At 60.3% G+C, this 26,198-nt stretch carries 27 protein-coding genes and 2 pseudogenes; 21 read left to right on the forward strand and 8 right to left on the reverse strand.

Annotated features, from left to right (window positions below; translation table 11 throughout):
• Positions 1-188: 188 nt before the first annotated feature.
• The 5 genes from XB14_RS29195 to XB14_RS29215 are packed head-to-tail and all read left to right on the forward strand — an operon-like array spanning position 189 to position 5,548.
• Entirely contained in the window at positions 189-1,751 is a 1,563-nt protein-coding gene (locus XB14_RS29195) for an ABC transporter substrate-binding protein (RefSeq protein ID WP_077967238.1), read from the forward strand.
• A gap of 42 nt (positions 1,752-1,793) precedes the next feature.
• Positions 1,794-2,771 carry an ABC transporter permease gene (locus XB14_RS29200; protein WP_077967239.1) on the forward strand — a complete coding sequence of 326 codons (978 nt, stop codon included), beginning with the start codon at positions 1,794-1,796 and terminating at the stop codon, positions 2,769-2,771.
• A 1-nt stretch (position 2,772) separates the two neighbouring features.
• Complete coding sequence (locus XB14_RS29205) at positions 2,773-3,606, forward strand: ABC transporter permease (RefSeq protein WP_077967240.1); 834 nt, start codon at positions 2,773-2,775, stop codon at positions 3,604-3,606.
• Positions 3,603-4,577: an ABC transporter ATP-binding protein gene (locus XB14_RS29210; protein ID WP_077967241.1), complete on the forward strand. Its 975-nt coding sequence runs from the start codon at positions 3,603-3,605 to the stop codon at positions 4,575-4,577. The genes XB14_RS29205 and XB14_RS29210 overlap by 4 nt, the downstream gene beginning before the upstream one ends.
• Positions 4,577-5,548 carry an oligopeptide/dipeptide ABC transporter ATP-binding protein gene (locus XB14_RS29215; RefSeq protein WP_077967249.1) on the forward strand — a complete coding sequence of 324 codons (972 nt, stop codon included), beginning with the start codon at positions 4,577-4,579 and terminating at the stop codon, positions 5,546-5,548. The genes XB14_RS29210 and XB14_RS29215 overlap by 1 nt, the downstream gene beginning before the upstream one ends.
• On the opposite strand, the gene XB14_RS29220 is transcribed toward XB14_RS29215, so the two are convergent.
• Complete coding sequence (locus XB14_RS29220; protein ID WP_077967250.1) at positions 5,530-6,336, reverse strand: phosphate/phosphite/phosphonate ABC transporter substrate-binding protein; 807 nt, start codon at positions 6,334-6,336, stop codon at positions 5,530-5,532. The two genes, XB14_RS29215 and XB14_RS29220, sit on opposite strands and share 19 nt — an antisense overlap.
• Positions 6,337-6,428: 92 nt before the next feature.
• On the opposite strand from XB14_RS29220, the gene XB14_RS29225 reads away from it, so the two are divergent.
• Complete coding sequence (locus tag XB14_RS29225) at positions 6,429-8,036, forward strand: FAD-dependent oxidoreductase (RefSeq protein WP_077967251.1); 1,608 nt, start codon at positions 6,429-6,431, stop codon at positions 8,034-8,036.
• Complete coding sequence (locus XB14_RS29230; RefSeq protein WP_419178634.1) at positions 8,033-8,356, forward strand: 4Fe-4S binding protein; 324 nt, start codon at positions 8,033-8,035, stop codon at positions 8,354-8,356. The genes XB14_RS29225 and XB14_RS29230 overlap by 4 nt, the downstream gene beginning before the upstream one ends.
• A gap of 238 nt (positions 8,357-8,594) precedes the next feature.
• On the opposite strand, the pseudogene XB14_RS29235 reads toward XB14_RS29230, so the two are convergent.
• Together XB14_RS29235 and XB14_RS29240 are read right to left on the reverse strand one after the other, a co-directional pair.
• Positions 8,595-8,894 (reverse strand): annotated as a pseudogene (locus XB14_RS29235) (LysR substrate-binding domain-containing protein); the annotation flags it as partial.
• A gap of 394 nt (positions 8,895-9,288) precedes the next feature.
• Positions 9,289-10,178: pseudogene (locus XB14_RS29240) on the reverse strand (LysR family transcriptional regulator).
• Between the two features lie 242 nt (positions 10,179-10,420).
• Between XB14_RS29240 and XB14_RS29245 the strand changes: the two are divergent.
• From XB14_RS29245 to XB14_RS29255, 3 genes are all read left to right on the forward strand, one after another.
• Positions 10,421-10,630: a helix-turn-helix domain-containing protein gene (locus XB14_RS29245; protein WP_179119700.1), complete on the forward strand. Its 210-nt coding sequence runs from the start codon at positions 10,421-10,423 to the stop codon at positions 10,628-10,630.
• 317 nt (positions 10,631-10,947) lie between these two features.
• Positions 10,948-11,316, forward strand: a complete 369-nt coding sequence (locus XB14_RS29250) for a hypothetical protein (protein ID WP_143348593.1) — start codon at positions 10,948-10,950, stop codon at positions 11,314-11,316.
• A gap of 251 nt (positions 11,317-11,567) precedes the next feature.
• Entirely contained in the window at positions 11,568-11,990 is a 423-nt protein-coding gene (locus tag XB14_RS29255; RefSeq protein WP_077967255.1) for an NUDIX hydrolase, read from the forward strand.
• A gap of 189 nt (positions 11,991-12,179) precedes the next feature.
• Here the strand turns inward: XB14_RS29255 and XB14_RS29260 are convergent, their stop codons facing one another.
• Together XB14_RS29260 and XB14_RS29265 are read right to left on the reverse strand one after the other, a co-directional pair.
• Entirely contained in the window at positions 12,180-12,539 is a 360-nt protein-coding gene (locus tag XB14_RS29260) for a phasin family protein (protein ID WP_077967848.1), read from the reverse strand.
• 330 nt (positions 12,540-12,869) lie between these two features.
• Positions 12,870-13,829: a LysR family transcriptional regulator gene (locus XB14_RS29265; RefSeq protein WP_077967256.1), complete on the reverse strand. Its 960-nt coding sequence runs from the start codon at positions 13,827-13,829 to the stop codon at positions 12,870-12,872.
• Positions 13,830-13,922: 93 nt separating this feature from the next.
• Between XB14_RS29265 and XB14_RS29270 the strand changes: the two genes are divergently transcribed.
• The 7 genes from XB14_RS29270 (at position 13,923) to XB14_RS29305 (ending at position 19,435) form a co-directional block, all read left to right on the forward strand.
• Positions 13,923-14,447, forward strand: coding sequence for a YybH family protein (locus tag XB14_RS29270; RefSeq protein ID WP_143348594.1), 525 nt, complete (start codon positions 13,923-13,925; stop codon positions 14,445-14,447).
• 134 nt (positions 14,448-14,581) lie between these two features.
• On the forward strand, positions 14,582-15,049 hold the full coding sequence (locus tag XB14_RS29275) for a hypothetical protein (RefSeq protein ID WP_143348595.1): 468 nt from the start codon (positions 14,582-14,584) through the stop codon (positions 15,047-15,049).
• A 36-nt stretch (positions 15,050-15,085) separates the two neighbouring features.
• Positions 15,086-15,745: a DUF6766 family protein gene (locus XB14_RS29280; RefSeq protein WP_077967258.1), complete on the forward strand. Its 660-nt coding sequence runs from the start codon at positions 15,086-15,088 to the stop codon at positions 15,743-15,745.
• 192 nt (positions 15,746-15,937) lie between these two features.
• Entirely contained in the window at positions 15,938-16,195 is a 258-nt protein-coding gene (locus tag XB14_RS29285; protein WP_077967260.1) for a hypothetical protein, read from the forward strand.
• A 194-nt stretch (positions 16,196-16,389) separates the two neighbouring features.
• Positions 16,390-17,412: a PAS domain S-box protein gene (locus tag XB14_RS29290; RefSeq protein ID WP_077967262.1), complete on the forward strand. Its 1,023-nt coding sequence runs from the start codon at positions 16,390-16,392 to the stop codon at positions 17,410-17,412.
• Positions 17,413-18,488: 1,076 nt separating this feature from the next.
• The gene (locus tag XB14_RS29300; RefSeq protein ID WP_077967266.1) at positions 18,489-18,809 is read left to right on the forward strand and encodes a hypothetical protein; all 321 of its coding nucleotides are present in this window, start codon (positions 18,489-18,491) and stop codon (positions 18,807-18,809) included.
• Between the two features lie 20 nt (positions 18,810-18,829).
• Positions 18,830-19,435, forward strand: a complete 606-nt coding sequence (locus XB14_RS29305; protein WP_077967268.1) for a general stress protein — start codon at positions 18,830-18,832, stop codon at positions 19,433-19,435.
• 65 nt (positions 19,436-19,500) lie between these two features.
• Here XB14_RS29305 and XB14_RS29310 read toward each other — a convergent pair whose 3' ends face one another.
• Entirely contained in the window at positions 19,501-20,118 is a 618-nt protein-coding gene (locus XB14_RS29310; protein WP_077967269.1) for a flavodoxin family protein, read from the reverse strand.
• A gap of 89 nt (positions 20,119-20,207) precedes the next feature.
• Positions 20,208-20,804 carry a cysteine hydrolase family protein gene (locus XB14_RS29315; RefSeq protein WP_077967278.1) on the reverse strand — a complete coding sequence of 199 codons (597 nt, stop codon included), beginning with the start codon at positions 20,802-20,804 and terminating at the stop codon, positions 20,208-20,210.
• A gap of 151 nt (positions 20,805-20,955) precedes the next feature.
• Here XB14_RS29315 and XB14_RS29320 point away from each other — a divergent pair, with 151 nt between their 5' ends.
• The 4 genes from XB14_RS29320 (at position 20,956) to XB14_RS29335 (ending at position 25,427) form a co-directional block, all read left to right on the forward strand.
• Complete coding sequence (locus tag XB14_RS29320) at positions 20,956-22,065, forward strand: flavodoxin family protein (protein ID WP_077967279.1); 1,110 nt, start codon at positions 20,956-20,958, stop codon at positions 22,063-22,065.
• Positions 22,066-22,206: 141 nt separating this feature from the next.
• Positions 22,207-22,422 (forward strand): DUF3072 domain-containing protein, encoded by a 216-nt coding sequence (locus tag XB14_RS29325; RefSeq protein WP_077967280.1) that lies wholly within the window; start codon positions 22,207-22,209, stop codon positions 22,420-22,422.
• A 534-nt stretch (positions 22,423-22,956) separates the two neighbouring features.
• On the forward strand, positions 22,957-23,979 hold the full coding sequence (locus tag XB14_RS29330) for an alpha/beta hydrolase family esterase (RefSeq protein WP_077967281.1): 1,023 nt from the start codon (positions 22,957-22,959) through the stop codon (positions 23,977-23,979).
• A gap of 749 nt (positions 23,980-24,728) precedes the next feature.
• Positions 24,729-25,427 (forward strand): class I SAM-dependent methyltransferase, encoded by a 699-nt coding sequence (locus tag XB14_RS29335; RefSeq protein ID WP_077967282.1) that lies wholly within the window; start codon positions 24,729-24,731, stop codon positions 25,425-25,427.
• Here the strand turns inward: XB14_RS29335 and XB14_RS29340 are convergent.
• Positions 25,408-26,196 (reverse strand): ABC transporter ATP-binding protein, encoded by a 789-nt coding sequence (locus XB14_RS29340; protein ID WP_077967283.1) that lies wholly within the window; start codon positions 26,194-26,196, stop codon positions 25,408-25,410. The two genes, XB14_RS29335 and XB14_RS29340, sit on opposite strands and share 20 nt — an antisense overlap.
• Positions 26,197-26,198 lie beyond the last annotated feature (2 nt).

Below are 26,198 nucleotides of genomic sequence, written 5' to 3' on the forward strand. Positions count from 1 at the left end.
TGGGCTACACCGGAACCCGCGCCGCATGTCTTTGCAAGACGGCGCTGAAAAACGGAAAACTGGTTACGCCAGAAGGCCGAAACGTAAAATATTTATTCTATGTAATTTATATATTATTGGCTCTAATGCGTCCATCGAATTGACGCGCTATCCCTGCCCTGGAGAGCGCCAATCCTGGAGGACATGCCATGACATTCAACCCCACGCGCCGGCAGGTACTTGTCGGCGGCGCTTCCCTCGCGACGATCGTTGCGCTTGGCGGCGTCCATCCGGCCTTTGCTGGCGCCGATCGCGCCAAGATCACCGTGCGCGTCGAAAAGGATCTCTCGAACCTCGATCCGGCCAATCGATCCGGTCCGATCGACCTTAACGTCATCTGGTCGGTGCAGCAGGGACTGATCTCCTTCAAGCCCGGCTCGACCGAATGGGAATTGGATGCGGCCGAAGAACTGGAACAGGTGAGTGATACCGAAATCCGCTTCAAGCTGCGCAGTGGCCTCGCCTTCACCGGCGGCTACGGGGACCTGACGGCAGAGGACGTGAAATTCTCCTTTGAACGCTTCATCAAGCCGGATGCGGAAGGCAAGCCCGTCACCTACGCGAAGGACTGGTCGTCGCTCGATCGCGTCGAGGTGACTGCTCCGCTCGAGGGACGGATCATCCTCAAGAATCCGGCGCCGGCGCTCTATACGATCGCGCTTGCCGACGGTTCCGGCCGCATCGTCTCGAAGAAGGCTTTCGAAGCACTCGGCAAGGATATCGCCACGAAGCTCATCGGCAGCGGACCCTACGTGCTCAAGGAATGGACGCCGCGTGAACAGTTCGTGCTTGAGATCAACCCGGACTACAAGGGACCGATCAAGGCGCATTTCCATCAGATCGTCGGCAAGCCGATCGGTGAGCAGAAGACCGCCGAAATCGCCTTCAAGTCCGGCGAGATCGACTTCACCGCGATCGATCCCGAAAACGGAAAGTCGCTCGCGGCGCTGCCGGATGCGAGCATCACCGAGATCCCGGCGATCGACTATGTCTGGTTCGGCCCGAACATCGAGAAGGCGCCGTTCGACGATATCCGCGTGCGTCAGGCCATCCGCTATGCCGTCGATATCGATGCCATCCTGCAGGGCGCCTATTCCGGCCTTTATCCGCGCGCCGACGCTCTGCTTGCTCCGAGCCTGCTCGGCCACTGGAAGGACGCGCCGGTCCATGCCCGTGACCTCGAAAAGGCGCAGGCGCTGCTTGCTGAGGCGGGTCACGCCGACGGCTTCAAGACGAAGCTCACCATCGAAGCCAATGCCCGCTATGAGGCGATCGCCCAGATCATCCAGGCAAACCTTGCCGAAGTGGGTATCGAGGTCGAGATCGAAGCGTTGGAATCGGCCGCCTACTGGGCACTCGGCGAAAACGACGCCAGCAAGGACCTCGAACTTTCGCTCATCAAGTTCAACGGCAAGTTCGACCCGGGCTTCCAGACACAATGGTTCACCTCGGCGCAAGTCGGCCAGTGGAACTGGCAACGCTGGAAGAATGCCGATTTCGATGCCTTGCACGAAAAAGGCGGCGTGACCGTCGATCCGGCCGAGCGCGAGAAGATCTACATCGAAGCGCAGAAGCTGCTCGACGAATCGGCTGCCTTCATCTGGATCACCCACAACCTCAACGCGTTCGCTTCGCGAAAGTGGCTGAAACCCGGCGTCCTGCCGAACGGCAACAACTGGCTTTACACCGCCTTTACGCAAGCGACGGCTTGATCCGGTGGCTGCTTGCGTTGCGACAGAAGGGGATGCGCTACGATGAGGAGCGCGTCCCTGCAAATCCACCTCGGCTTCAAGCTGGCGACGGCGGCACTTGCCGTTGCCGGTTCCGTCGTGCTCCTGATGGCCCTGACGCGGCTGATCCCCGGGGATCCCGCAACCGTGATCCTCGGGTCGCGCGCAACGCCTGAAGCGGTCGCGGCACTCAATGCCCGCATCGGCCTCGACAAGCCGCTGATCGAACAGGTTTTCAGCTTCTTCGGCAAGGTCGCCTCCGGCGATCTCGGAGAGGACGTCTTCAACGGGCGGCCGGTCCTCAGCCTAGTTCTGAATGCGCTGCCGAACACGGCTGCGGTTGCGGTCGCAGCAATGCTGTGCGCCGTAGCACTCGGCGTGCCGTTGGCGCTCTTCAGCGCCCGCTGGCCGGGCGGCAAGACAGATCGAATGGTCGCGTTCCTGAGTGTCGGCTTCATTTCGACGCCGAGTTTCGTCGTATCGGTCTTCCTGCTGATGGTGTTTTCCGTGCACCTGCGCTGGTTTCCAGTGCTGGGCGCCGGCGAAAGCGGCGACCTCGGCGACCAGCTTTGGCATCTCGTATTGCCGACGGCAGCGCTCGCGGCCGGATGGGTCGGTTACATCGCCCGGCTCCTGCGCTCGTCGCTGCTCGAGATCCTCGGGGAAAACCACGTTCGTACGTTGCGTGCCTATGGTGTCAGCGAAACCAAGATCCTGATGAAATATGCACTCAAGCCGGCGATCCTGCCGACCCTGGCGGTGCTAGGCATGGGTTTCGGCGAACTCCTCGGCGGCGCGGTGTTTGCCGAGGTGATCTTCAACCGCCCGGGCCTCGGCTCGCTGATCTACGACGCCATTCGCACCCGCAACTATCCGGTCGTCCAGGGCGGCGTCTTCGTCATCGTCATGCTCTATGTGCTGACCAATCTGGTCGCCGACCTCTCCCAGAGCCTGATCGATCCACGCGAACGCGCCCGCCTTACCTCTGGTCGGGGACACTGAGATGCAGGCCTTCATCGCTCTTTCCCGTCGCCCGGGCGGCACGTTTGCAATGCTTGCGGTGACGCTTCTCTGTCTGGTTGCGATCGCCGCACCGTTGATTGCGCCCTATGCCCCGAACGCAATTGCGCCGGCGAACCGGCTGATGGAGCCGTCGTGGCAGCACTTGCTTGGAACGGACCATCTCGGTCGCGACATCCTCAGCCGTCTGATTTATGGCGCACGGGTGGCGCTCGGCATTTCGCTCTCGGTCATTGCCATTTCCCTGAGCACCGGCGTCGCTCTCGGCATTGCGGCCGCCCTTTCGCCGCGTGCAATCGATCTCGCCGTGGTCGGCGTCTTCGACATCGTGACTTCGTTTCCCAGCATTATCCTGGCCTTGGCATTGGTGGCCGTGTTCGGCCCTGGCCTCGGCAATGTCGTGCTGCTTGTCAGCATCGTTTTCATTCCCCATTTCGGCCGGGTTGCCCGCGCCCAGACGATCGCCATTCGCAACAGTCCCTTCATCGAGGCCGAAAAAGTGCTCGGGGCAGAGACCTGGCGGGTCGTGCTGCATCACGTAACACCGAACATCATCGGTCCGATCTTCGTGCTGGCCTGCATGGATATCCCTGTCGTCATCACCATCGAGGCGGGCCTAAGTTTTCTCGGGCTTGGCGTGCGCCCGCCGCTTGCAAGCTGGGGCAACCTCTTGAATGACGGCTATACCTATCTCGACCAGTCGGTGTGGCTCGCGACCTTTTCCGGGCTGGCGCTTGTGCTTGCGACCCTTGGCTTCGCGCTTCTCGGCGAGGCCTTGCGCGACACGCTCGACCCGAAGCTGAGGAAAGCGCTTTGACCCAGGCCCTTCTCGCAATCGAAGACCTGCACGTGTCTTACCGCGGCCATGACAGCACGGCGCACATCCTCGACGGCGTCGATATCACCATCGGCCGCGGGCAGTCCGTCGGCCTCGTCGGCGAAAGCGGCAGCGGCAAATCGACGGTCGCATTCGCCCTGCTCGGGCTGCTTGGAGACAACGCGGAGGTTTCCACGCGTCGAGCCGCCTTCGATGGACGCGAAACGAGCCTCGGCATGGACGAGGCCACGGCGCTCCGCGGCACCGACATCGCGATGATCTTCCAGGATCCGATGACCGCGCTCAATCCGATGTTCACCATCGGAACACAGCTCGTCGATATCCAGCGCCGGCGCTTCCCCCGCCAAAGCCGCCGCAGCCTCTGGGCCCGTGCGGAAACAATGCTTGCCGATGTCGGCGTGCCGGATGTGGCAGCGCGCATGCACCGCTACCCGCACGAGTTCTCGGGCGGCATGCGCCAGCGCGTGGTGATCGCCATGGCACTCCTGGTCGAACCGAAGCTGTTGATTGCCGACGAGCCGACGACCGCGCTCGATGCGACGATCGAAGCGCAAGTGGTCGAGGTGCTGGACCGGCTGCGACAGCGCACATCCGCCTCGATGCTGGTGGTCAGCCACAGCATGGGCCTGATCGCCGAACTCTGCGACAGCGTGATCGTCATGTATGCGGGCACGGTTGTGGAACACGGGCCCGTGCATGTCGTCTTCAGCCGCCCGCGCCATCCTTACACCCGTGCCCTGCTCGCCTGCGAGATCGATCCCTATGCGGCCTTCGATCTCTCGCAGGATCTGGCAACAATTCCCGGCACCGTGCCCGATCCTGCTTTCCGTCCCCAGGGCTGCATTTTTGCCAGCCGTTGTCCTGCCCGACACGACCGCTGCAGTGAAAGGCCGCCTCGGCGGCAGACGGGAGAGGGGCGAACCTATTCCTGCTGGCAGGAGGCTGCGTAATGGCCCACCCCGTCCTAACCCTCGACAACGCGGTGGTGCGCTACGATCGGCTCACCGCCGTCGACAACATCTCGCTCGAACTGCGGCGAGGCGAAACCCTTGGGCTCATCGGTGAAAGCGGTTGCGGCAAGTCCTCGATCGCCCGCGCCATCGTCGGGCTGCAGCCGCTTGCCGAAGGTACGCTCGCCGTGGAGGGCGAGACACTGAAGGATGCTTCCAGGCAACGCCGCCTCATCCTGCAGCGTCGGATCCAGCTCCTGTTTCAGGATCCCGTCGCATCCCTTTCGCCTCGACTGACGGTCCGAGCCTTGCTCAGCGAGCCCCTGAAGATCCGCAACGCCTTCACGGCCGAGAACTGGGGGCGGATCGTGGCCCTGGCCGAGAGCATTGGGCTTGGCGAGCAGCTTCTCTCTCGCTATCCCCATCAACTCAGTGGCGGGCAGGCGCGGCGGGTGGCTCTGATCCGCGTGCTTGCGGCCGAACCGTCCATCATCGTCGCCGACGAACCGACCGCCGGCCTCGACATCTCGGTGCAAGGCGATCTTTTGAACCTTCTGCGAGCGCTCAAGGATCACCTGGGCCTCAGCTATCTGCTGATCTCCCACAATCTCAACGTCATCGGGCGGGTCGCGGATCGGGTCGCCGTCATGTATCTCGGACGGATCGTCGAGAGCGGGCCGACCGCCGCTTTGTTTCGCGGCCCCGCGCATCCCTATACCCAAGCGCTTCTTTCGGCCAATCTGACGCTCGATCCCAGCCGCCGACACGAACGAATCGTGCTTTCCGGAGAATTGCCGAGCCCCGCCCATCCACCGGCCGGATGCCGGTTCCACAGCCGCTGTCCCCTGGTGCAGCCGAAATGCGCCACGGAAGCCCCTGCCCTTCGGACCGACGAAGACGGACGCGCTGTCGCCTGTCACTTTCCGCTGGCCGCAAGGCCGGCCGTCATCCCTCAGGCGATAGCAGGGTAGCCATGGCGTGCAGCGTCTCGATCAAGCTCGGCCAACGTCTCGTAGTCGGAATCGCCGAGGAGGCTGATGCCTCTGAGCGAGAGCGTGTCGCAGACACCGCCGAATTCAGGATCGGCGATCGTCTCGGCCAGTGCGCGCCGCAGGATCATGAGGTCTTTGGCCGAGGTCGAGGCGGATGTGATGAAGGGCAGTCCGGGTCCCTTCGTCGTCTCCGCGAGAACACGGACCCCGGCCACGCGGTCGGGATCGAAGCGCAGCGTGTTGCCGAACGTAACGCAGTCGATTGCCGCGACGTCGGCCGCGCCGCTCGCTACGGCATCGATGCTTGCCCGGTGCCCGCCGGTCTCGATGACCGACGAGAAGAAGCGGCCGCCGATCGCATGCGGCGCCACCGCGGCCCGAAACAGGTTGTAGCCGGAATTGCTGCCCGGCTCGTTGATCGCCGCGCGCATGCCGCGCAGATCGCCGAGCGAGCCGGCCGACGACCGGGCATTGACGATGATGAAGCTGCATTTGAGCGGGCCGTCGCAGCCAGGCAAGCCGTAAACGGGCGTCGCCACCAGTTGCACCTTCCCGCGCAGGTGCTGGACATAGGGATATCCGCAGGTCTGGCCGAACAGCAGGTCCGGACGGAACCACGCCTCGTTGTAGGCGACGGTTTCGTCGAGCGCCCGGGGCGCATCAACCCCGTATTCACGCAACCGTTCCCCCAGTGCTTCCCAAAACAGCCGCGTCGCCTCCTCGACCGGCGGCGGGCTGACATACATGGCGAGGCTGGCGAGAAGCATGGATGGGCTCCGGGAGAAAACAACTCGAAAACTCTATGCATTGCATAGATTTAAATCGCAATGAGATTTCTTCGTCGAAAAGGTTGCCTGTCATGAACGTGCCATTGCAAGGGTTAGATGAGACAACCGTCGCTGCCGTCGAAATCGCGTGCGACGTGCTCGTCATTGGAGGTGGTCCGGCAGGATGCTGGGCCGCCCTTGAAGCCGCATCCATCGGCGCGAAAGTCGTGCTGGTCGACAAAGGGTATTGCGGCAGCTCCGGCGCCACCGCCTCGGCCGGCACCCAGATCTGGTATGTGCCGCCGGATCCGGCGGAACGGGAGGTGGCCATGGCAAGCCGCGAGGCCATGGGCGGTTATCTGTCCGAGCGCTCCTGGATGGTCCCCGTGCTCGACAAGACCTTCGAGAGTGTCAATCGGTTGGCGGACTGGGGCTACCCCTTCCCCCGCAACGACAACGGCGAAGAGCAGCGTATCTCGGTACAGGGCCCGGAATACATGCGGCTGATGCGGCGTCGGGTGAAAAATGCCGGGATCACCATCCTCGATCATCATCCGGCGACGCAACTGCTGACCTTGGAAGGGCGCGTCGTCGGCGCAGGCGGCCTGCGCCGCCAGGCGGGCGGGCATTGGCTGGTGAAAGCCGGTGCAGTCGTGCTCGCCGCCGGCGGCTGCGCCTTCATGAGCAAGGCGCTCGGCTGCGACGTCTTGACCGGAGACGGCTATCTGATGGGCGCGGAGGTCGGCGCCGAACTCTCGGGTATGGAATTTTCGTCGGCCTACGCGATTTCGCCCGCCTTCGCCTCGGTCACCAAGACCGCGCTTTACCGCTTCGCTCAGTTCTATCGGAAGGACCACAGCCTAATCGAGGGAGCGGGTTCGGCCCGTGGGCGCTCGATTATCGCCCGCACCTTGCTTTCGGAGCCGGTGTTTGCGCGGCTGGACCTTGCCGGGACTGACGAGGTCAAGGCGATCCTCAGGCGCGCGCAACCGAACTTCTTCGTTCCGTTCGATAGGCGCGACATAGATCCCTTTACCGATTTCTTCGAAGTCAAGCTGAGGCTTGAAGGTACGGTCCGTGGTACAGGTGGATTGAGGCTGACTGGCCTCGACTGTTCAACGACTGTTCCGGGGCTTTACGCCGCTGGCGACAACGCCACCCGCGAGCCGATCTGCGGCGGGTTCACCGGCGGTGGCAGCCACAACGCGGCCTGGGCGATCGCGACCGGTGCCTTCGCTGGCGCGGCTGCCGCGGCCTATTCGTTGCAGCGGGTAAGCGCTACCGATTTCGGCCCGGCATGCATCGCGCTCCCTGATACGAAGGGCATCGACCCGGCAGAGATCATCAAAGCTGTTCAGGACGAGGTGTTCCCCCTCGACATCAATTACTTCCGCACGCATTCGGCCCTTTTGGCGTCTCTGAAGCGGCTGGACGCGCTTTGGGAAAACGTCGGACGGGCAACCGCTCTCAACGAGGATCATTCCCTCAACCTGCGGCAGGCGCAGGCCATGTTGGCAACGGCGCGTTTCATGTATCGCGCCGCACTTTCTCGTACCGAAACGCGCGGTATGCACAGACGGGAGGATTATCCGACACAGAACCCCGACCAACACCACAGGCTCATCCTGAGCGGCCTCGACCACATCGCCGTCCGGCAGGAAGCGGTCGATCCCGGCGCATACAAGGAAGCAGCAGAATGATGATTGAAGTTCTAGACACCGACACATGCACCGACTGCAACCTTTGCGTACAGGTCTGCCCCACCAACGTGTTCCAAGCACAGCCGGAAGGACCGCCGCTCATCAAGCGCCAGGATGCGTGTCAGACATGCTTCATGTGCGAACTCTACTGCCCCGTCGATGCGCTGTATGTTGAACCGGATGCTGACGCTGTCCACGGCCTGACCGTTGAAGGCGTGCATGAAAGGCAGCTGTTCGGCAGCTACCGAAAGGCAATCGGCTGGCACAAGGACACGCGCCATCGCCGTCTCATCGACGACCATTTCCGACTACCACAATAGCGTGCGTGACCTGACCGCTCGGTTGGGTCCTCGCCTCTTACATAAATGAGCGTACCAGGCGATGGCCGCCACATGCGGCCAGAGCCCGTTCGCGCGCGACTTGACCGGTTAAAAGGGTCGCCGCAGGAGGTTCAGCATAGCGCCGGCCGGCGGCCGGGAACCGGGACCGACTACCCCCGGCAAGCCGCACCGCTCGCTTGAGGGGTGCCACCAGTCGCGATCAAGCCTCCCCCTCCCCTCACCTGCCCGGCCGCGCAAGCGACCGGGCAATGTCGATGATGTCGTCGCGCGATGCCGTTGGGTCATCCTTCTTCCAGGCGACCCCAAGCGCGATCTTGAGATCGACGCCGCGCACCGGTCGAAGATCGAAGTTGCGATTCGACAGATCCTTCGTCCATTCCGGCGCAAAGCCGATGCCAAGGCCTGCCGAAACCAGCGACACCAAGGAGAAGGTGTCGTCGCAGCTATAGGCGATGTTGCCGGTCAGGCCATGGGTCTCGAACATCTCGGAGAAGTAGCGCTCCGAGTAAGAGAGATCCAAGTTCTCCCAGGTGAACCGGGCGATGGCGACACTCGACGAAGTCTCGCAAAAGGTGCGAAGCATGTTGCGGCCCGTCTCGTGATCAAAGGCTGGGTGCGGTTGGCTCGCCGCGACCAAATCGGACAAATAATCGCGATGCGTCTGACCGCTGCCTAACTCGAATTGATTAGTCAAATCCCCTAAAAATTCATTGCTTTCAGTCGTCGCACTTGCGACAATACACTTGTAATTGCGCAACCGAAAAGCACACGTAAGAGAAGAGATTCGTGCTGGTTCTATTGCCGCGCAGTTCCGCAATTTCAAGAGAAGCGCGCCTCGATTGAGCCTCCGCCCCCTGCGGAGGCTCAATCATTTTGCGGGTGTCCGAATTCTCGGACAGGACCGGGCTCCCTCACCTTCCTGGCCGCGACAACGACCGGGCGATATCGATAACATCATCCCTCGCCGCCGTCGGGTCGTCCTTATTCCAGGCAACCCCAAGGCCGATCTTCAAATCGACGCCGCGCACCGGCCGAAGTTCGAAGTTGCGGTTCGGAAGATCCTTCGTTCATTCCGGCGCAAAGCCGATGCCAAGGCCAGCGGAGACGAGCGATACCAGCGAGAAGGTATCATCACAGCTGAGGCGATGTTACCGGTGAGACCATGGGTCTCGAACATTTCCGAGAAGTACCGCTCCGAATAGGAAAGGTTCTGGCGGGAAAAGACGATGATCTTCTCTGAGCGAAGATCATCGATATCGATCTCGCTTCGAAGGGCCAGCGAGCTGGTTCTTTCGACGGCGAGCAGATAGCGCTCATGCGCAATTGAGAAAAAGCGCAACGAGCCAATGTTTTCGACCGGACGGATGAAGCCGAGATTGATCTGGCCATTTTCCAGTCCGCGGATGATGTCTGAGGTCGAGCCACTCGTGACATGCAGCGCGACCTCCGGAAACTTCCGACCGATGCGAGCAAGAAATGCCGGCAACACGCCAATGGTCGCAGGATAGACGGTCCCGATCTTGATCATGCGCGCCGCCTTGCCGGCGGCCGAGCGCGCCACTTCCGCCGACAGACCGACATCGCCGATGATCCGCACCGCCCGATCGTAGAAGACTTCTCCTGCCCCCGTCAGTGAGACTCTGCGCGTCGATCGTTCGAGCAACCGGACGCCCAGCTCCTTCTCCAGCGCCTGGATATGCGCACTCAACGCCGGCTGGGCGATGCACATCCGCGCCGCGGCACGATTGAAGTGGAGCTCTTCGGCCACCGCTACGAAATAGGAAAGCTGGCGTAGTTCCATGCCGTGCTCCACACCTACCGACAACAGAGTTGTTCCGGTGCTTCAGCGAGCCCTTACGTTGCGAAACAAGCACACAACACGCGATCGGCCGCACGCTCGCGCGCGCACCATTAGGTCGCTATAGTCCGGATAGAATCACCTGGAGCCACACTACGCTCCGAGGTTGTAAATAGGCTGCCAAATTCGCCACGTAAAGGCGAAATCGATACGGAGAGGCGATATTGTTGCCGGTGCAATGCAGAATGGCTCGAATTGCTCTTCAAATGAGCGTCAAGGAGCTGGCAGAAGCGGCGACGGTCTCCACCAATACGATCGTGCGTTTCGAGCGCGGTGAAGACCTCAAACCGCGCACGGTCGCTGACATTCGTTCCGTCTTCGAAAACGCCGGCATAACCTTCCTTGACGGCGACTACACAGGTAGCGGCGGGCCCGGAGTGCGACTTAACAAGTAGCGATCTCCCTCAGCGGCCGATGGGCCGTGATTGTCCAGTGACCAGTTTACAGCGGTCAGGCGCCGGCCGCGCGTACATGCTGCAACGCTTGCGGCCGAATTTTTATGCATGGGCGTACCGGAATCAGAAAAACAGACCTTCTCTCCGCTGAGCTATGCACTTAGCGTACATGAGCAGTTTCTGTTGGACTGCAATCCTCCCCGCGCCCAGTGAGCCATGGGGGCGATACTCGCCCCGACTACCGGCGGGGCCTTTCTTTTCAGCACGAGAGTTCTTGTCGCTCGAGCCAGGCATCAGAAATCTTCGCGAGGCACTGCATGAAAGCTGAAGAAATGTCGCCGAGGTACCTCACTCTTGGACCTGAGGGCGCAATCGCGCAGATTGAATTAACCCGGGAAATTGCTGCGTTGCTCTCGCGGCTTCCGGATGACCCTGCGCTCTACTTCAACCTTGACGAACCACACGTCATGATTCCGCTTTATCAACTGGTCAACGCGCGTGCGCGCGAACGCGGCATCATCAATGCGCACCGCCACATGCTGTCGGCGGCGAAGGGCAAGCAGAAACGAAGCCCCCTCACGGTTCGCCCCCTGGGCGACGAGCTATGGCTGGTGGTGGATGGGAATTCGACTTTGCTCAACGCGCGTCATTCGAAATGGCAGGCGATACCTTGCTGCATAGAATGAGCGGACACATGTCAGTGTCTTCCGCCGTCGTTCGAACAAGCACCCAACAGGCCGCAAGCCACTGTCGGACGGGTCGCGAAAGTATCCGCAGCGATACGACTTCAGATGGACCAGCTTGGCAGAAACAGGGCAGCTTGAGACAAGCGACGGTGGTGACGGAACCGTAGAGCCAAGTTCGAAGTTATCGTCGACCAATTGGGACAACGCGACCGTGCACCTGCTCAAATCGCTTCGCTTCTAACTCGGCGCTGATGCTTCGCCGACCGCCACGTCTGCAGCATGCGGCACTGTGCTACCGTGTCCGCATGGACGGTTCCTTGGAGATCCTTCTCATCACCAGCCGCGATACCGGGCGATGGGTTGTTCCAAAGGGCTGGCCCATGAAAGGAAAGCGCGCGTCCGAAGTCGCAGCGCGTGAAGCTTTCGAGGAGGCCGGCGTCAGGGGTTCGTGTCAAAGGCGACCGCTCGGGCACTATTTTTACAGGAAGCGAATGGATGGTGGCTTCACGATCCCCTGCAACACGCTCGAGGTCACCCGCCTTTTGCGAGACTTCCCCGAGAAAGACGAGCGCAAGCGTGTCTGGTTTGGGTACCGGGAAGCTGCTCGGCGTGTTGTCGAGCCATCACTTCGTGAGCAAATTCTTCATTTTGGCACTTTGTGCCTCGTGCGATAATCAGCAAGCAACTGCGCCGACCGACGACAAAGCCGGGCAGTCCGACGGCTTTTATGCGTGATCTCATGGTCACGGCGGGCGACAGTCGACCTCTCCCGCGTTGACGTTGCGGAACCATTTCATGACGTGAAAACAAAAGGGGCGGTCGAAACTCCCGCAACCACCCCACTCGCTAAACTTGCTCTCTACTCAGCGATCAGGCCGCAGTCGCGGCCGTGACAGAAGCGGACGCCTTGGCATCGGCGCTTCGTAAGGCCCGTCGGCATACTTAGCGAGATCAGCATACATTTCGCCGATCGTCGTCGCTTCGGCGAAGAAGCCCTCAAAGCTCGCCTTCACGTAGTTGGTTTGGAGCTCGAACGCAGCCTCGGCGCTGCGAACGCCCGATAGTTTTTGAACGAGCGCGATGCTCTCTTCAAACGACGTCTTCGAATATTCAGTAGCCTCAGTGGCGATCGCCTGGAGACCCTTCGTCGAAGCAGAGTGGCCCTTCACAGCCGCCTCGAGGGCCTCTTTGCTCGTTTTGTTTGCATCGGCGCAGTTGAACAGCTCAGGTCGCAAGTGATGCGTTTTAGCATTGCGGCACGACGTCCAGATTGCAACGGAAGCGTGACTGAAACACGTATGGCGGGTTTTCACTACCCTGACCCGGAGGAGGTGCGCCCGTCTTGGAGGAACGGCGACCAGCGAAGGCTTTTCAGTGATCAACGATAGACCTCGAACGAGGCCAGAACATCCACAGGACCAAACGAAAAACTCTAGCCTGTGATTAGCCCGCGCTAAGCAGGAACGTTTGGTGACTTCCTCGCAAAAGCCTGTTGCCTCTGTCGACATCGTTACTACGTGGGCAATCTGAACGAAGAGGGCCAACTGCGTGGTTCAAAGCGGATGGGCAACCTCGTTGGCGGCGGATACGAGCATGCCCAACAGCCAATTCAAGCCGGCATCCATCGTCGCGACCCGAGGAGTAACAGCATTCAGCTTGAACCGCGGCAATGGTAAGGGGGCTTCGACGGTCACGAGGCTGAAGCGCTGAGCGTAGATTGCGGCAAAGCGCTGAGGGATGGCGACGAGCAGGTCGCTTTCGGAAGCTATCGCGAGCGCGAACATGAAGTTCGGGACCGTTATGGCCGTCCGTCTCGTCTGCCCCTGCTGCTCAAGCGCCCTATCGACGAAACCGTGTGGATCCCCGGTCAACGAAACCATCAGATGCCGCATTTCCACATAGCGATCGAGTGTCGCATTCTTTGCGAAAGGGTGGTTTGCGTGCATGGCGATGACGAAATCTTCGTCGTAGAGAGGCACCGTATGGAAGCGAGCGGGAATCTCGTCGACGGGAACGACCGCGATGTCCATCACTCGATCCTCAAGGTCTAGGAACGCATTACGCCACGCCTGTGTGGGCAAGCTTTCCCGCTGCTCCGGCAACAACTGCCTTATGCTGACATCGACCAGCGGCGCCGTCTTTTTCAAACCGGCAAGGAGAGGAGGCAGGAACACAGCCGAGACGCCGTCCGGAGCCCCGATGATGAAGCGCCGCCTCGACGTCGCTGCTTCGAATGGCTCGGCCATCGCGATGACGTTTCGCGCGCGAGCAAGGATCTCCGCGATCGGTTGTGCCAGCTCTTGCGCGCGGGCCGTCGCTACCACGCCTTTCGGCGTTCGCAGGAAAAGCGGATCGTTCAGCATCCGCCGCAGTCGTGCGAGCCCATGGCTGACTGCAGACGGCGAAACATTCAACCGCTCGGCGGCTCGGCCGACATGACGCTCCTCGTAGACCACTTCGAAAAGCACGAGGAGATTGAGGTCGGCGCGCGAGAGCTCAATTTGGTTCAGCATATTGCTGAAATCATATCATTAGCTTCAGCAACAACAACCTGACATTTCTGGAGTGCCCTCAGCCCTTCGCTCGGCCTCGGAAAGGAACTCCTCATGTCAAATTCACCAGAGCCGGTTTTGGCCAAAGCTGCGATCGATCACGCGCCGAACACGGGAATCATCGACAGCCAAACAACTACGGAAACGTCCCGCCTCGTGTGCATATCGCAAGAGGCCAACGCCGCACTAATGCGTGGCGACGTGACGACCTACCGGCGGCTCGTCCCGCTTACGGAGGACTTTACACTGATGTCGCCCTTCGGCGGCAGGCCGTCGCGGGAGCCCGACATTACCGGAGAAACTTGGGCGGAAATCAGCCGCTTTTTCCGCAATGGAACGCTGAAGCAGGACGTCGTTCAGACCTATTCTGGCACCGACATGATCGTACTGGCCGTGATCGAGCATGCTCATGTCGAAGTCGGCGGGCTGCCCGCTCAGGATTGGGCGTTGCGAGTGACACTTGTTTACCGGCGGGAGCGCGGGCAGTGGTGCCTGGCGCATCGCCATGCCGACCCGCTCCATCACCGCATCTCCCTCGAGCAATCGGCAGCGCTTGGACGCGGCTCAAAGGTCCGCTGACAGAACTTGGAGCAGCCTCGCGGATGAAGGCCGTCGTGCACCAGCACTATCCCAAGCCGACTCGGTTGAAGTCGACGTGAATGCGCGGACCCACGGGCCCGGGCGAGGCGCTGACCCCCTGCAGGATGCGATCCTTGCAGGGCAGCGCCTTTATCTTGAAAGAGCCGTCCATCCGCTTGAAGGCGTTCGCACGGAAAGCATGCTTTGGGATGAGGGGTTTAGTTGATCTTGGACGGGCGCGCTTGGCAATGGCGCTGCCCCGTCATCGCGAACAATTGCGTTCTGTCAAAGATGATGGATTGTACGACCTCTTCGAAAAGTCCGCTTTGGCGGCAACGACACTCGATGCTCTTCAGAGAGTGGCACCCCGACGGGAGGAGAGAAGGTGCCGGGCGAGGAACAATGTCCCAGCCGAAATCAATTCTTCGCGACGCACCTGCGAGGCGATGGCCCTCCTCGGCGCCAAACACGATGCCAATCCCAACACAAGGTTAGTGTTCTTGCCCGGAACCTTCCGGCAATGGATCGCTCCGATGATTGCGCCAGCAGGTAGCCGCAGGGGAACCGCCTCACTGCTGCGTCGTTATGCGCTGATGCGTTGATGCGCTATCACATCACGTGCAATTGAGGACTGAACAATGCGCGTCTTAAGGGATAACGGGCTCTCCATTGTCTTGATCGCTCTGTCGCTCGTCACGATCGCGGGGATGCTGTTGACCGGATGGTATACCAACGAACAACAGCTAGCGGATCACGGCGCAAGCCAGCTTGGGTTGGTCGCCTACGCAAAAACCGGGCACTTTCTGTCAGCCCTTTTTGAGAACTGGGAATCCGAGTTCCTACAGATGTCGGCTTACGTGATGCTGACAGCATTCCTGTTTCAGCGTGGCTCGGCCGAGTCAAAGGATCCCGACAAGCCGGCGGAGCAGGAAGAAGACCCAAAAATGAAACGGGATGACCGCGAAGCGCCAGCCCGGATACGCCTCGGTCGTTTCGCGCGCTGGCTCTATTCCTACTCATTGGGTCTTGCTCTGGGACTGCTCTTCCTAGTGACCTTCGTCCTTCATCTCTATTACAGCAGCCAGGCGGAGAACGCGGAAGCCTTACTACATGGGGATCCCTCTGTTTCAGTGACCGAGCACCTCGTCAGCTCTCAGTTCTGGTTCGAGTCCTTGCAGAACTGGCAAAGTGAGTTTCTGTCGACCGCCGTTCTCGTCATCCTCTCGATCTTCCTCAGGTTTCGAGGTTCTCCCGAATCCAAACCCGTCGCCGCCCCCCACACCCAAACTGGGGGATAAGGCACCATGGAGATGGCGACCAGCGCGGTGGTCGATCGGGGTGCAAGCCAGCGGCTCTACATCGTCGCCGCCGCCACGCGGAAATCGGTCCTAAGGACTTGAGGTTAGGGATGCCTTGCCCCCTGCCGAATGGCTTGCCACCTTGCCGCTGGTGAGCGAGACTTCTTTCGAACAGTGCTTGAGAGAGCAACTATGGATTTCCAGAAGGCCGGCAGGGCCCGCATCATGATGCGTTTCCCACAGCATCGCGGACAGATATCCTGCGCGAACTTTCTGGCGATGACCGATTTGCTAGAGGCGTATGGCATCGCCGCAATCAAGCGGGATGAGTTGCGCGGAAAAGCGTTCTCCAGCTCAGAACTTCTCGCGGAATATGAGGATCTTTGTCAGCGGCTGGAGGACGATGTTCTGGCAATGCTATCGAACGTCAGCCCCCGTATGATCCGGTAGGATCGTTTGAGCTCCGATGACTGCGGCCGCCGCCGCCGGCCTGCTTCGCGTCGACCCGCAATGCCCCAGGGATCCACGTCGGAGTTTAAACGCAGCCCGCGATCAACGAGCTATTTTGATCGGAACAACAATGGTTTATGTTGAGGTAGTGGGTTTGGCTATCGCGTTTCTCTGACAAATTCGAGGTGAAGTTTATGCCGCTGGATGATCGTGCGTCAAAGGTTGATGCCCAGACCGCCGATGACGCAGCGGCCTTCCTCGCAGCCATCGTCGAATCTTCCGATGATGCCATCGTCAGCAAGAGCTTGGCCGGAGTGATCACGACGTGGAACCGGGGCGCCGAGAGAATTTTCGGCTACACACCCGAGGAAGCAATCGGCCAGCCCATTACAATCGTCATTCCAGCGGATCGTCTGCAGGAGGAGCCAGCCATCTTGGCGCGCATTCAAGCGGGGGAACGCGTCGATCACTTTGAAACGGTGAGGCGCCGCAAAGACGGAACGTTGATCGACATCTCCTTGACCATCTCTCCGATAAGGAACCGCCGCGGCGAAATTATCGGCGCTTCCAAGATTGCCCGGGACATCTCTGAGCGAAGGCGTGTCGCTGAACATCGCGAATTGCTCCTTCGCGAAATGCATCACCGGGTAAAAAACCTGTTTGCCGTCACCGGTAGCCTTATCACACTTGCAGCTCGAAGTGCGGCAACGCCCGGGGAACTCGCCGCCGACATGAAGGATCGGCTGATGGCGCTCTCGCGCGCGCACGAAATAACGTTGCCAGGCCTGGTTCAATCCGCTGAGGATCAGGATACGACACTGTTTCAACTCCTTTTCCGTATCCTGGCGCCCTACAGCCGACACGACACCAGGTTGTGGAGGATCGCTGGAGAAGATGTCGGGATACGTCGTGAGAAGATCACCGATTTGGCGCTGCTGTTTCATGAGTTCGCAACGAACGCCACGAAATACGGAGCACTTTCGATCGAGGGCGGAACCATCGACATTACGACGGCCCTCTCACCGGACGCCATCGAGCTGGTTTGGCTTGAGGCGAATGGGCCACTGACGAGTGATCCGGCTGAAACGGCATTTTCCGGTTTTGGAAAGGTTCTGGAAGAGAGAATGTCGCACGGCCTCAACGCTCATATCGAGCGCACATGGACGCAGAGCGGGTTGGCGATCCGCCTTTCCATTCCCCGCAAGGCGATCACGTAGATACAAAACGCGCTGCCGACAGTTTCCCGCACGGTTTCGGGCCTGCTCCCGCTTTCTGCCGCGGTCCGCGCTTCCGCGAGCATGCCTCGCGCCCTCGCCTGCCGCCGGGCGAAGAAAGTAGAGCTTCGGCGAGGGAGTGCGCGGTAGGAGCCGCTCCTCGTTGCGCGAACTCGGTTGGCAACGCGTTCTGGGGCGCTCAACACCAAGCGCGCTTCAAGGAACAATGTCGGCACCTCGGACTTCTTTGCTAAAACAGAGGCTCGACCTTCGGATGACGCGCTACTATTTCGATCTCAGCAATGGTGACAGGGAGACGGGACTGAGATTTCCGTTTCTGTGCGAAGTGAGTTCGGGAAGCCTATCTCCGTTGCCACTCTGACGTTCCGCAACCGCTGGCTGACTTGACTCCGCATCCAGCGTGCGAGGCGTTATCTGAATCTGCCCTCGAGTCGATTCGTCAGCATGGGTACGATCGCTGCTCCCGCCGTGCCCAACCGGAGATGCTGCAACAAACGGGCGAGAGCAAACGTGGTCGCCGCCGTTATGACGATCCTTAGCCAAGGGTGAACATCGGTTCGTGGCGGAGGGAGATACACCCCCTCGGTCTGTTCCCGTATGGCCGCCAGTCGCTCCTGCAGGTCAATGACCTGCCGGCGCAAATCTGCGATCTGCTCTTCCGCAGAAAGCGTAGCGACGGATGGGGGATCTTCCGCGGGGCTTTCCTCTTCGAGCTCGGCAAAATGCTCTCGTAGTTCCTCTGACCCGCCGATAGTCTTGCTAGGGGACTTCGCCATCATACCCTCTCTGGCTGTAGTATGTTTTGCCGCCGCTGGGCCTTTGGTAAACTCACGCACGAAGGGGTAGTTCCGTCTCGAAGCGAAAAAGACCAGCGGGCTTCCGATAGGAGAACTCGGGCGCCGGCCTATCAAGTGGCCAGCATGTTTCCGACTCCGCGCTGTCCGTGACAGCAAGCCTCACTGGCAGCGCCCCGACAATCCTCAATGAAATCAGGAACCAAAGCCGGCCTTATTGAGTTTGTTAGGCAGCTTTACTGGCTGTGAATAAGGAACCAAATCATGAAAAATCTGCTGCTCGCCGGGGTATTCCTCGGCGCAACAACCTTCGGCGCGCTGGCGCAGACTGCAACTCCTCCTGCGACCACGGAGGGCGACACACCGGCCGTCGCGACCCCCGACACGACCAATCCCACTGCACCGGTTGCCGGCTCCAACAGCTTTACAGAAGCGCAAGCCAAGGACCGCATCACCGAGGCCGGCTACACCGAGATTACTGGGCTAAAGCTCGACGAGACCGGCGTCTGGCGCGCCACCGCGATGAAGGACGGAAAGTCTGTTGCGGTTGCGCTCGATTACCAGGGCAACATCGTTGCCAACTAATGCACGCAAGGAGATCCCCGATGAAAACCGTTACCGGACTTTTTGATGATTATGCCGACGCACGCGAAGCAGTCAGCGCTCTCGAAGATCGCGGCGTGCCTTCGGACGATATCAGCATCGTTTCCAATAATGCTTCCGCGCGTTATGGGACCGCGCATGACAGCAATGCCGCTGAGGGTGCAGGGACCGGCGCGGGCGTCGGTGCGGCAATCGGCGGCGTCGGCGGGCTGTTGACGGGCCTCGGCGTCATGGCAATTCCGGGGGTCGGACCGGTGGTGGCAGCGGGTTGGCTTGCCGCCACGGCAGCAGGTGCAGCCGCAGGGGCTGTCGCCGGCGGAGCCGCCGGCGGAATCATTGGTGCGATGACGGAATCTGGCGTTCCGGAAGAACATGCCCATGTCTATGCTGAGGGCGTGCGCCGCGGCGGCGCGGTCGTCACGGCTCGTGTGGATAACGCGCTCTACGCGGATGCGGAAGCCATCCTGCGCCGGGGCAGCTGGGTTGATCCGGTCCAGCGCCGCGCCGCTTACGCCGAGCAGGGCTGGACGCAATTTGACGAGGCGCGCGATCCCTATACGGCCGAGGAGATCGAGAAGGAGCGTTTGCGCCTCGAAAGCATGCGCTGACACGACCCACCATCGTTAGACGCGGCCCCGATGGGGCCGCGTCTTTTGGCGATTGCCGCGGGACCTTAGTTCTGGTCACCCGGATATGCAGATTTTTTCAGCAGCCCGGCAAGATGGGATGCGTTGCGGGCGAGCATTGCGATCATCGTTTTTACCGGCTCAGGGGTCTTTCTCAGATCGGCGAAGTTGGTAGAGCCCATCGCTTCGCCAACCCAGTAAGCGACCGCATTGGCCGGAATGGTGAAACCGACATCGTTGAGTGCCTGAAAGACCTCAGCCGAAACGTGATGGGCGCCATCTTCGTTGCCGACGACGGCAACGGCGGCAATCTTGCCGTAGGAAACCATGCGTCCTTTGTCGTCGGTTTCATCAAGGAATGCATCCATCCGCTCCAGCGCACGCTTGCAAACACTCGATGGCTGCCCGAGCCAGATGGGCGTGCCCATGAGCAGGATGTCGGCATCGAGTATCTTCTTGCGTATGTCGGGCCAATCATCTCCCTCGCCCTCGTCGGACGTCACGCCTGGTTTGACGTTGTGATCCGCCAGCCGGATTGTCTCGGTGTCGACACCATGCTTCTTAAATTCCGCCGCGATAAGTCTCAGGAGTTTATCGGTGGACGACGCCTCGGTGGCGGCGGAGGATTTCAGAGTGCAATTGAAGGCAAGCGCTTTCAGGGGCATCGACTGAACCTTTCGCTGGAGACGGGCTCACCGGGTTGAAAAAGCGACCAGACGACTTCTGGATGCCGCCGTTAACGCTCCGAACTGCATTACGGTTCACGGCGAGGGATCGCCGATAGGAATTCTTCGGTCTTTACGAGCTTGAGCTGGACCGAAAACCGCTCGCTGAGCAGATCGATGGCGGCATCGTGCGTTTCATCGGCGCCGCTATAGATCGCATCGCGAAGGACGGTGACGGAAAACCCGAGATCGATCGCGCCGAGAACGGTCGCCAGAACGCACATATCCGTCTCGCCGCCAGTCACGACAACAGTTTCTACGCCCTCCTGTCGCAGCTGAGAAAACAGCCTGCCATCGACCCAGGGCGAATAGGTCGCTTTGTCAAAGAGGCGGGCCGGCGGCACAAGGTTCTGAAGCACGGGCGCCAGCTCGAGCAATTCTTTGGGCAGGTGTTCGCCAGTCATCATCCACCATTTTTGATAGTAATCCCTCCAACTTCCCGCCGCGTCAGCCGGGTGTTGAGGTGGCATAAATCGGGTAAAGATTGTCTGGCTCGCATGGCGTTCCGATACTTCGGCAAGCTGCGGCAGCACCTTTGTCATCCACGGCACGTGCCAGGGCGTCTGCTCCAAAAACATCCGCTGGGCATCGACGCAAATATGCCGCCAATTGCCGAGTGGTTTCATGCGCGGTTGCCTCCTTGAAGATTGACCGAACCCGCAAACCGCCTGACAAGTTCCCAGATGCCGGCTTTTTTGGCCATAGGCCAATCACCACCGGGCATCCGGCGAACCTTCTTGCAGGCTTCGCGTTCTCTCGTGAGATAGGAGAGCGTCAATGGCCTCACATGCGGACACGCCCGATTTCGACCCGATCCTCACCCCGCGAAAGGGCATGCCCAGTCCGAGGCTCAACAAGCGCGAATTCACGCGACGATATCTCATGCAATTTGAAGACCCAGCGTTTGAACCCTTGAAATCGCAGCTCACTGACGTCGCCAATGCGGCATGGGATGCCTACAAGCACTCGAGAAAGAGCCCCCACACCCGCCGCGCGGGATCCGGCTTCAACGATCCGACCTACGAACTCTCTGTTGACTGGATTGCCGCGAAAAAAGCGATCGATGACGCGAACGCACATCATGACGACAAGACACGGGCGCCTAGAATTCTGTTGATCAACGCCTCGGCGCGAAGCGAGCACACCTGTCCGGGCGAAGAATCGAAATCCTACCGCATGGTGGAACTGGCCAAGGCGTCAATCGAGGAAAAGGGCGGTGTCGATGTCGATATCCTGTCGCTCGACCGGCTCGCCTCTGAGTACGGTCGGAACATCCACCCCTGCAAGGCTTGCTTCTCGACCTCGCCGGCACTCTGTCACTGGCCATGCTCCTGCTATCCGAACCACAGCCTCGGCCAAGTGCAGGACTGGATGAACGAGATCTATCCGCTCTGGGTCGCGGCGCATGGCGTCATGATCATCACCCCGGTTAACTGGTATAGTCCGACCTCACCGCTCAAGCTGATGATGGATAGGTTGGTATGCGCCGACGGCGGCAACCCCGATCCCACGAGCACGCAGGGAAAGGACGCGGCGATTGCCAAGAAAATGGAGATGGACGGTTGGGCTTACCCGCGTCATCTCAAGGGCCGGATTTTCTCCGTCGTTGTGCATGGCGACACCGAAGGCGCGGAAAACACGCGGCGCGGCCTTGTCGACTGGCTTCGGTCGATGGAACTGGAATCGGCTGGCGCCCTCGCTGAGCTCGATCGCTATATCGGCTATTGGAAGAACTACGCCGAGGGCCATGCCGAATTCGACAAGGACGACAATCTCAAGGACGAGGTCAGGAACGCGTCCTTGACATTGAGAGAGGCCGTCTTGGCGAGGCGAAGCGGACGGACGATCTCTGCTGGAGCGCGCCTCAAACAGCCCCGCGAGAAGTAGAAGCTGCGAGCGGCTTGTCCGGGCAACCCCGTCGCGTCGCTTGGAAACTGGTTCTCTTGAGATAGGCGGCTGCATGAGCACCTCGACGATTTGGAACCCTGACGCGGACTGAACGTTTGCGACAAAATTCGGGAGGCTACGATGAACAAGAGGCCAAAAACCGACACTTCATCCAACACCGAGAAAAATCCGGACGACTGGGTGAGCGGCGACGAACCAATGACCGGCGCACAGCGGTCCTATCTGAAGACACTGTCGGAACAAGCGCATCGACCTGATGCCTACGCCGAAGACTTGACGAAGGCCGAGGCATCGAAACGGATCGATCGACTGAAGCAAAAACTCGATCTGGAGTGAGCGTGTGCCATTCGAGCAACCGCGGCTGTGGCCGGCCCGCCCAACGGCTTTGCGGCGATTCATCTTGCGCGGATCGAGGAAGGCGGGCTGCTGAAACCCGCCTGGTTCAGATCTTGCGTTCGCACCGGCTTCGAGGTGGTCACTGCAGCAGCAGCAATCTTGATCTGGCTGATGACAGTGCCGTGGCTGTTGGAGTATTCCCCGCCCCCTGGCCGAATTCTTGCTTGAGATCACGCCAAAGGCGACGCTCCTAGCCGTCGCGTTCAAACGAGTCCCACCCGTGAAATGACCTGACGACTGGCACACCGGCCACTTCGGTGCTGTCTGCAACATGCCTGGCGATATTCAATGGGTCGCGTGATACGTCAACGGGAACCGGTCTGCCCCCAGTCCGTTGTACGAGAACTCGGTCGCTCGGTGGGTGGTGCGCTTCCCGTGAAGCAAAGCCGGCACCTGAGTTCACGTGTTGGGAGGACTATCCTCTTTCGTCGGCGGACGATCGCCGTACGGAAAAGACTTCACAGGGACGTGCACATGACCTTGAAGATCTCAAAGCCGCTGTCGAAATTACTGCGAGCGCAGAAGAAGTTTCGTCGCCTCGTCGAAGCGTCGCTGCACTTCAAACAAAAGTCCAGGTCCACACAGCGCCCGCGCACCATAGCTCCCCGCCCCGCCCTGATGGCTGTTGCAGATTTCGGCAGCAATCCCGGGCGCCTCTCAATGAAGCTCTTCGTGCCGCCTCGGGTAGGCGCGACCCCTGCACTGGTCGTCATTCTTCACGGGTGTCGTCAGACGCCTGAAAGCTTCGAAGACGCCAGCGGCTTTTCCAGGCTCGCGTCGGAAAGAGGGTTTGTCCTTTTGTACCCGCAGCAACGGGAGACGAACAACACGCAGCGCTGTTTCAACTGGTTTCGCCCGAGCGCAGTCGCACGCGACCGGGGTGAAGTTATGTCGATCCGGCAAATGATTGAGCACACATGCAGGAACCGCGGCGTGGATCGCTCCCGGGTCTATATTGCCGGACTGTCCGCCGGCGGCGCGCTCACTGCGGCTTTGCTGGTGAGCTATCCTAAGCTTTTTGCCGGCGTGGCGATATTTGCTGGTATGCCGTATGGCGCGGCCAGAGACGCGGTATCGGCCATGCGTCTGATGAAATCGGGCAGTTCCCGATCGCCGGCTGAATGGGGTGACTTCGTGCGGGCCGTGTCGCCGACCCAGAAAATCTGGCCGCCCATTTCCATTTGGCAGGGTACCGGTGACAGGGTCGTTGCCCCTCAGAACGCAGAAGCCTGCGTTTCACAATGGCTGAACGTTCTCAAGATCGAGGCCGCGACCGGTCGACCACAGCAAAAGCCGTGGGGCACCCTTACGCGTTGGGACGGGTCGAGCAAAACCCAAGTATCACTCTATCAGCTGAAACACTTCGGACACGGCCTGCCGGTGAGTGCTGCGCGGAGCAATTCGAGCCGCGCCGCCGATCCCTACGTCATCGACGCCGGCATTTCAGGTCCGAGGGAACTCATGCGCATCTGGGCGCTGAAGCGCTTACCCGAATGATCGATGTAACGGAGGGTCGAAGGCGCCACTCTGGTGGTCGAGCCCAGCAGCCGGACACCGAGCTCCTTCTCCGGCGCCTGGATGTGCGCATCATCGCCGGCTGCGCAAGATGCGCATCTGGCGACCCTGGTCGAGCGATGGCATGACGAACAAGAAATCGCGCGAAGCTCAAAGTAAGCTTCCACGACCAACGCGCGGCCGCGTATTCCAGTCGATACATTACGCGATCGTCCGCAGAGAGCGTGAACATCTATTGAGCGACAGAAGCTCGGCATGCGCCTTAATTGGTGCGAGCTATCCGGCACGAATCGTCGCTGGCATTGTCCCCGATGTCCTTTTGGAGGTGCCGCGGAGCGTGCACTCCGCGGCCTTAAGCATGGAAATCTCTCATCGTCAGAGAGGTTCCAGGACTGAGTGTTGCTCAGATTTACGATTCTTGAACCTCAAAACTCGAACTTTAGGCCGAGCTTGCCGTTGAGGCTCTGCCCGTCGCCCTCGAGACCGATGTCGGATCCGACGCTGCCATAGAGGGACACATTGCGCTCAAGCTCGACATCGACCCCGAGATTGAGTTGAGCCGACGAACGGCCAAAGCGACGGGTCGCGGAATGCGCAGTGCGGCCGACGGTCCGGCTGACCGGAGCGAGGATGGCAAGGTCTTAATCCCGAACGGTCCGATTATTTATCCTATCCATGCGAGTCCGGGTGCCCTAAAGAATAGCGGCAACACAAGCGCACCGGAGACTGCCATGAGCGACGACCAAAAGACGATCACCACCTGGTACGTCGACCCCGACGCAGAAGACCGGATGTCGGATGGTCACGCTCCCATCTGGCGGCATCTTTTCGATTTGATCGTTGAGCGCGACCTGTCCGAGAAAGACGTGCTTGATTTCGGTTGCAATCAGGGCGGGCTGCTGCGGCATCTCTACGCGATCCGGCCATTTCGCAAGGGCCTCGGCATCGATATCGCCGAACACTCGGTCGCCAAGGCCGAGGCCTTCAAGGGCAACATCCCCGTGCAGCACACGGTAGGTGGGACGCTCGAACATTGGGCCGCGGCATTCGACCTCGCCATCAGCCATGAGGTGATTTACCTGGTCGAGGATATCGACGCCCATGCTGCCGACATCTTCAAGGCGCTGAAGCCGGGCGGCGTCTACTACGCGGTCACCGGGTGCCATACCGACAACCCACTCTGGCCGAAGTGGCGCGACCTTGTCGCCAAACGCACGAACACGATCGTCCAGGATCGATCAATCACTGACTACGCAAATGCCTTCGCCCGAGCCGGCTTCGAGGTATCTGGGCGCAAGCTCGAATTTGAAGGATTTATTCCTTACGTCGCGGATGGCTGGACGCCCGATTTCGCTGACGCGCTTGACTATTACACACAGACCAAGATTGTCTTCCGGCTCGTCAAGCGATCTAACGAAGCAGCTTCGTAAGCTCGACGTCGAAATGGGGCGGCTTGCCAGGTGCGACCTCGACGAACTTGCCCCTCACCCGAAAGGTCTTTTCGATCAGACCGCTTTGCGCGAGGGCTGTCGGTTCACCGTCAAACTGCAAGTCGCCCTTGTCCAAAAGTGAAATGCGATCGCTGATAGCAATCGCCTGGTTGATGTCGTGGATCGCCATGACGATGGTCACGCCCCGATCGCGGCTGAGACGATGGACGAGGTCCAGGACCTCGACCTGGTAACCGATATCCAGAAAGGATGTCGGCTCATCGAGAAGGAGAATGCTTGCCTCCTGCGCCAACGCCGCCGATATCCAGGCCCTTTGCCGCTCGCCGCCGGAAAGTTCCGCAAGCGTACGATCCGCAAGGCTTGTGAGCCCCGTGCTTTCCAATGCCCATTCTATGGCCTGTTCGTCCTTGCGATTATACGATCGAAACAGGCCGACATGCGGGTAACGCCCCTGGCGAACGAGCTGTTCTATCGTCATCTCGTCTGGCGCGGACGGCTGTTGCGGCAGGAACGCAAGTTTCTTTGCGATGGCGCGTCGCGACAGTGAGGCGACCGCGACACCTTCGATTGCGGCCTGACCATCAGCTGGTCTGATCAGCCCGGCAAGCGCTTGCAAAGCCGTGCTTTTTCCCGATCCATTCGGTCCGATCAGCGCGCGAATTTCTCCCTTCTCCATCGAAAGGGAAAATCCGTCGAGTGCCTTTCGATGGCCGTATCGGACAGTCAGTTGCGAGCAGGATAACGGCATGA

The organism is Ensifer adhaerens (assembly GCF_002007205.1).
Taxonomy (GTDB): domain Bacteria; phylum Pseudomonadota; class Alphaproteobacteria; order Rhizobiales; family Rhizobiaceae; genus Ensifer; species Ensifer adhaerens_D.

Bases quoted from the DNA above. Each gene is read 5' to 3' on its own strand.
- XB14_RS29195 (WP_077967238.1), top strand. From the start codon at position 189: ATGACATTCAACCCCACGCGCCGGCAGGTACTTGTCGGCGGCGCTTCC.
- XB14_RS29200 (WP_077967239.1), top strand. From the start codon at position 1,794: ATGAGGAGCGCGTCCCTGCAAATCCACCTCGGCTTCAAGCTGGCGACG.
- XB14_RS29205 (WP_077967240.1), top strand. From the start codon at position 2,773: ATGCAGGCCTTCATCGCTCTTTCCCGTCGCCCGGGCGGCACGTTTGCA.
- XB14_RS29215 (WP_077967249.1), top strand. From the start codon at position 4,577: ATGGCCCACCCCGTCCTAACCCTCGACAACGCGGTGGTGCGCTACGAT.
- XB14_RS29220 (WP_077967250.1), bottom strand. From the start codon at position 6,336: ATGCTTCTCGCCAGCCTCGCCATGTATGTCAGCCCGCCGCCGGTCGAG.
- XB14_RS29225 (WP_077967251.1), top strand. From the start codon at position 6,429: ATGAACGTGCCATTGCAAGGGTTAGATGAGACAACCGTCGCTGCCGTC.
- XB14_RS29230 (WP_419178634.1), top strand. From the start codon at position 8,033: ATGATGATTGAAGTTCTAGACACCGACACATGCACCGACTGCAACCTT.
- XB14_RS29245 (WP_179119700.1), top strand. From the start codon at position 10,421: ATGGCTCGAATTGCTCTTCAAATGAGCGTCAAGGAGCTGGCAGAAGCG.
- XB14_RS29250 (WP_143348593.1), top strand. From the start codon at position 10,948: ATGAAAGCTGAAGAAATGTCGCCGAGGTACCTCACTCTTGGACCTGAG.
- XB14_RS29255 (WP_077967255.1), top strand. From the start codon at position 11,568: ATGCTTCGCCGACCGCCACGTCTGCAGCATGCGGCACTGTGCTACCGT.
- XB14_RS29265 (WP_077967256.1), bottom strand. From the start codon at position 13,829: ATGCTGAACCAAATTGAGCTCTCGCGCGCCGACCTCAATCTCCTCGTG.
- XB14_RS29270 (WP_143348594.1), top strand. From the start codon at position 13,923: ATGTCAAATTCACCAGAGCCGGTTTTGGCCAAAGCTGCGATCGATCAC.
- XB14_RS29280 (WP_077967258.1), top strand. From the start codon at position 15,086: ATGCGCGTCTTAAGGGATAACGGGCTCTCCATTGTCTTGATCGCTCTG.
- XB14_RS29285 (WP_077967260.1), top strand. From the start codon at position 15,938: ATGGATTTCCAGAAGGCCGGCAGGGCCCGCATCATGATGCGTTTCCCA.
- XB14_RS29290 (WP_077967262.1), top strand. From the start codon at position 16,390: ATGCCGCTGGATGATCGTGCGTCAAAGGTTGATGCCCAGACCGCCGAT.
- XB14_RS29300 (WP_077967266.1), top strand. From the start codon at position 18,489: ATGAAAAATCTGCTGCTCGCCGGGGTATTCCTCGGCGCAACAACCTTC.
- XB14_RS29305 (WP_077967268.1), top strand. From the start codon at position 18,830: ATGAAAACCGTTACCGGACTTTTTGATGATTATGCCGACGCACGCGAA.
- XB14_RS29310 (WP_077967269.1), bottom strand. From the start codon at position 20,118: ATGCCCCTGAAAGCGCTTGCCTTCAATTGCACTCTGAAATCCTCCGCC.
- XB14_RS29315 (WP_077967278.1), bottom strand. From the start codon at position 20,804: ATGAAACCACTCGGCAATTGGCGGCATATTTGCGTCGATGCCCAGCGG.
- XB14_RS29320 (WP_077967279.1), top strand. From the start codon at position 20,956: ATGGCCTCACATGCGGACACGCCCGATTTCGACCCGATCCTCACCCCG.
- XB14_RS29325 (WP_077967280.1), top strand. From the start codon at position 22,207: ATGAACAAGAGGCCAAAAACCGACACTTCATCCAACACCGAGAAAAAT.
- XB14_RS29330 (WP_077967281.1), top strand. From the start codon at position 22,957: ATGACCTTGAAGATCTCAAAGCCGCTGTCGAAATTACTGCGAGCGCAG.
- XB14_RS29335 (WP_077967282.1), top strand. From the start codon at position 24,729: ATGAGCGACGACCAAAAGACGATCACCACCTGGTACGTCGACCCCGAC.
- XB14_RS29340 (WP_077967283.1), bottom strand. From the start codon at position 26,196: ATGCCGTTATCCTGCTCGCAACTGACTGTCCGATACGGCCATCGAAAG.